The organism is Streptomyces sp. 5-10, assembly GCF_014712245.1.
Taxonomy (GTDB): domain Bacteria; phylum Actinomycetota; class Actinomycetes; order Streptomycetales; family Streptomycetaceae; genus Streptomyces; species Streptomyces violaceusniger.
In genome coordinates, this window is record NZ_JACVYG010000142.1 from 1 (window position 1) to 5,002 (window position 5,002).

The following is a 5,002-nucleotide window of genomic DNA, read 5'->3' on the forward strand; positions in this document are numbered from 1 at the left end:
GACACCGGCCGCAACACCAGCGAATCCACCGACAACACCGCACGCCCGGCGCCATCCGCCACCGCCAGCGACACCGCATCCGCACCAGCCGCCGACAACCGCACCCGCAGCACCGAAGCACCCACCGCGTGCAACGACACACCAGACCACGAGAACGGCAACCGCGCCCCGCCCTCACCCTCGATCAAACCGCCCAACCCCACCGCATGCAGCGCGGAATCCAGCAGCGCCGGATGCAGACCAAACGCACCCGCCTCGGCCCTCGCCCCCTCCGGCAGCTCCAACTCCGCGTAGACCTCGTCACCGACCCGCCAGGCGGACCTCAGCCCCTGGAACACCGGGCCATAGGCAAGCCCCAGGCCCGCCATGCCCTCGTAGAGACCGTCCAGCTCAACCGGCGTCGCACCGGCCGGAGGCCATACGCCCAGGTCGAACGACGCCGCCGACGCGCCCTCCACGAGCGCGCCCGAGGCATGGCGCAGCCACGGCTCATCGGCGGGCGCATCCTCGAACCGCGAGTACACCTCGAACGCACGACGGCCGGAACCGTCCGGCGCACCCACCGACAGCTGAAGCTGGACACCGCCCACCTCCGGAAGCACCAGCGGCGCCTCCAGCGTCAACTCCTCCAGCAGATCACAGCCGACCTGGTCACCCGCGCGAACCGCCAGCTCCACGAAGGCCGTACCCGGCAGCAGCACCGAGCCCATCACGGCGTGGTCGGCCAGCCACGGATGCGTGTCGAGTCCCAGGCGGCCCGTGAGCAGCAGCCCCTCGCCACCGGCGAGCGGCACGGCGGCCCCGACCAGCGGATGGTCAACGGTCGCCAGGCCCAGCCCTGCCGTACCGCCCACGACGGCCGGGAGCTCGGGCCAGTAGCGCGCGTACTGGAAGGCGTACGTGGGCAGCTCCACCCGAGCCGCGCCCGTACCGGCGAAGACGGCCGCCCAGTCCACCGCCACGCCGCGCACATGGGCGCGCGCGAGGACCTTCGTCAGCGTCTCGGCCTCGGCCCTGCCCTTGCGCAGGGCCGAGACGAACGCGGCGTCCTCACCGGTGACACACTGCTGCGCCATCGCGGTGAGCACACCGTCGGGGCCCAGCTCGACAAACGTGGAGACGCCCTGGGCTTCCAGGGTCCGGACGCCGTCGAGGAAGCGCACGGCCTCGCGGACGTGGCGCACCCAGAAGTCGGCCGTCGTGATCTCCTCGGCGGAGACCAGCTCGCCCGTCAGGTTGGACACGATCGGGATACGCGGGGCCTCGTACGACAACCCCTGCGCCACCTCACGGAACGCCTCCAGCATCCCGTCCATACGCGGCGAATGGAACGCGTGGCTGACCGTGAGCTGCTTGGTCTTGCGGCCCTGCGCCTCGAATCCCGCCGCGATCTCCAGTGCCGCGTCCTCATCACCCGCGATGACCACCGACGTCGGCCCGTTGAGCGCGGCGATGGACACGCGCTCGGTCAGCAGCGGCGCCACCTCGTCCTCCGACGCCTGCACCGCGATCATCGCGCCACCCGCCGGAAGCTCCTGCATCAGGCGGCCACGCGCCGCGACCAACCGCGCCGCGTCCGCCAGCGACAACACACCCGCCACATGCGCGGCGGCCAGCTCACCGATCGAATGCCCGGACAGGAAGTCCGCCTTCAGACCCCACGCCTCGACCAGCCGGAACAGCGCCACCTCGACCGCGAACAACGCGGGCTGAGTGAACCCCGTCTGGTCCAGCGCCTCGGCGTCATCCCCGAACACCACATCCCGCAGCGGACGCTCAAGATGCGGATCCAGCTCCGCACACACCTCATCCAGCGCCTCCGCGAACACCGGATAGGCGTCGTACAGCTCACGCCCCATCCCCAGCCGCTGACTCCCCTGCCCCGTGAACAGGAACGCCACCTTGCCACCGGCCACCGAACCCTGGACGAGCGCCGCCGCGCGACGTCCCTCGGCCAGCGCCCCCAGAGCCGTCAGCAGCCCCTCCCGGTCCCCGGCCACCACCACCGCACGGTGGTCGAACGCCGATCGGCCGGTCGCCAGCGAGTAGCCCAGGTCGACCGCGCCCAGCTCGGGCCGGTCCGCCGCATGGGCGGCCAGCCGCTCGGCCTGGGCCCGCAGGGCGGCCGCGCTGCGGCCGGACAGCACCCACGGCACCACACCCGGAGCCACAGCACCGGAGGGAGCCGCCGGAGCCTCCTCCGCCACCACCGGCGCCTGCTCGATGATCGTGTGCACATTCGTGCCGCTGATGCCGAACGACGACACACCCGCGCGGCGCGGACGGCCGGTCTCCGGCCATTCCGCCTGCTCGGTCAGCAGCGAGACGGCCCCCGCCGACCAGTCCACATGCGGCGACGGCTCATCCGCGTGGAGGGTCTTCGGCAGCACCCCGTGCCGCATGGCGAGGACCATCTTCATGATGCCCGCGACACCGGCGGCGGCCTGCGTGTGGCCCATGTTCGACTTGATGGAGCCGAGCAGCAACGGCCGCTCGGCGTCCCGCTCCTGGCCGTAGGTGGCCAGCAGCGCCTGTGCCTCGATCGGGTCGCCCAGCGTCGTGCCCGTGCCGTGCGCCTCGACCGCGTCCACATCGCCGGCCGACAGCCCGGCGGCGGCCAGCGCCTGCCGGATGACACGCTGCTGGGACGGGCCGTTCGGCGCCGTCAGGCCATTGGACGCACCGTCCTGGTTCACGGCGCTGCCGCGCACCACCGCCCGCACCGGGTGGCCGTTCCTGCGCGCGTCCGACAGCCGCTCGACCAGCAGCATGCCCGCGCCCTCGGCCCAGCCGGTGCCGTCCGCGTCCGCCGAGAACGCCTTGCAGCGGCCGTCGGCGGACAGGCCGCCCTGGCGGCTGAAGCCGACGAACGTGCCGGGGGTGGCCATCACCGTGACACCACCGGCCAGCGCCATCGTGCACTCGCCCGAGCGCAGCGCCTGCATCGCCCAGTGCAGCGCCACCAGCGACGACGAACACGCCGTGTCCACGGTGACGGCCGGGCCTTCCAGGCCGAGGGCGTAGGCGACGCGGCCGGAGGCGATGGAGCCCGTGCTGCCGGAGCCGATCGCGCCCTCGCCGCCGCCGTCCGGGGCCTGTTCCACGAGCGTGGCGTAGTCGTGGTACATGACGCCCGCGAACACACCGGTGCGGCTGCCGCGCAGCGTGGTCGGGTCGATGCCCGCGCGCTCGAACGCCTCCCACGACGTCTCCAGCAGCAGCCGCTGCTGCGGATCGGTGGCGACGGCCTCGCGCGGCGAGATCCCGAAGAAGGTGGGGTCGAAGTCGGCGGCGTCGTGGAGGAAACCGCCCTCGCGGGTGTACGAGGTGCCGGGGTGCTCCGGGTCCGGGTGGTAGAGCGCGTCCAGGTCCCAGCCACGGTCCACGGGGAAGCCGGAGATCGCGTCCTGCCCGGAGGACAGCAGCCGCCACAGGTCCTCGGGGGTGCGCACCCCACCCGGGAAGCGGCAGCTCATGCCCACGATGGCGATCGGCTCGTCGTCGAGCGCGCCCACGGTCGACACCGGCAGGCCCGACTGGGCGTGGGTGCCCGCGAGTTCGTCCCGGAGGTGTTCGGCCAGGACGAGGGAGGTCGGGTAGTCGAAGACCAGGGTGGCGGGGAGTCGCAGCCCGGTGACCGCGTTCATGCGGTTGCGCAGTTCGACGGCGGTCAGCGAGTCGAAGCCCAGGTCGCGGAAGGCCCGGTCGGGGTCCACGGAGTCGGCGGTCGCATAGCCGAGGACGGCGGCGACCTGGGTACGGACCAGCTCCAGCACCGTCTCCAGCTGCTCGGCCGCGTTCAGGCGGGCCAGCCGCTGCGCCAGGGCGCCCGTTCCGGCGGCGCCCTCCGCCGTACGCCGCGCCGGGACCCGCACCAGCCCGGACATCAGCGGGGCCACCACTCCGGTGGACGCCGCCTCGGCCCGTGCCGCCGCCAGGTCGAGACGCACCGGGACGAGCAGCGCCTCGCCCGCCCGTCCGGCCGCGTCGAACAGCGCCTTGCCCTCGTCGGCGGCGAGCGCGGCGACACCGCCCCGGCTCATCCGGGACACATCGGCCTGGTCCAGCTCACCGGCCATACCACCGGATTCGGCGGCCCACAGGCCCCAGGCCAGCGAGGTGGCGGGCAGGCCATGGGCCCGGCGGTGCTGGGCGAGGGCGTCCAGGTAGGCGTTGGCGGCGGCGTAGTTGCCCTGTCCGGCGGCGCCGAAGACACCGGCGGCGGAGGAGAAGAGCACGAACGCCGACAGGTCGAGCTCGCGGGTGAGCTCGTGCAGGTTCCAGGCCGCGTCCACCTTCGGACGCAGTACCTTGGCCATGCGCTCCGGTGTCAGCGAACCGATCACACCGTCGTCCAGCACACCGGCCGTGTGCACCACGCCCGTCAGCGGGTGCTCCGCCGGAATCGCCCCAAGCGCCTCGGCCAGCGCGTCACGATCGGCGACATCGCAGGCCGCCCAGCGCGCCTCGGCTCCCAACTCGGCCAGTTCGGCCGTGAGTTCTTCCGCACCCGGCGCCTGCTCGCCACGACGGCTCACCAGCAGCAGATGCCGTACGCCACGCTCCGCCACCAGGTGGCGGGCGAACAGAGCGCCCAGCGTGCCACTCGCACCGGTGACCAGCACCGTGCCCTCGGCGTCGAACTCCGGCGCATCGTCCCCGGCGGCCGCAGCGGCGGCCCGCGCCAGACGCGGCGCCCGCAGCACCCCGTCCCGCACAGCCACCTGCGGTTCGCCCGACGCCAGCGCATCCGGCACCGCCGCCAGCGAATCGGCGGCGCTGTCGACGTCGACGAGGACGAACCGGCCGGGGTTCTCCGACTCGGCCGAGCGCACCAGGCCCCAGACGGCGGCATGGGCCAGGTCGGCGACCGGCTCATCCGTACCGGCGGCCACGGCACCCGAGGTCAGCACGACCAGGCGCGAGTTGGTGAAGCGGTCGTCAGCCAGCCATTGCTGCAGCAGGCTCAGCGCCTGGGTGGTGGCGTGGTGCGCCGTGTCGG

Annotated in this window: 1 protein-coding gene; it reads right to left on the reverse strand. The window is 73.3% G+C overall.

Features of this window, described 5'->3' with window-relative positions; translation table 11 throughout:
• A partial coding sequence (locus IEJ02_RS47360; RefSeq protein ID WP_370467274.1) for a type I polyketide synthase occupies positions 1-5,002 on the reverse strand: 5,002 nt, incomplete at both ends.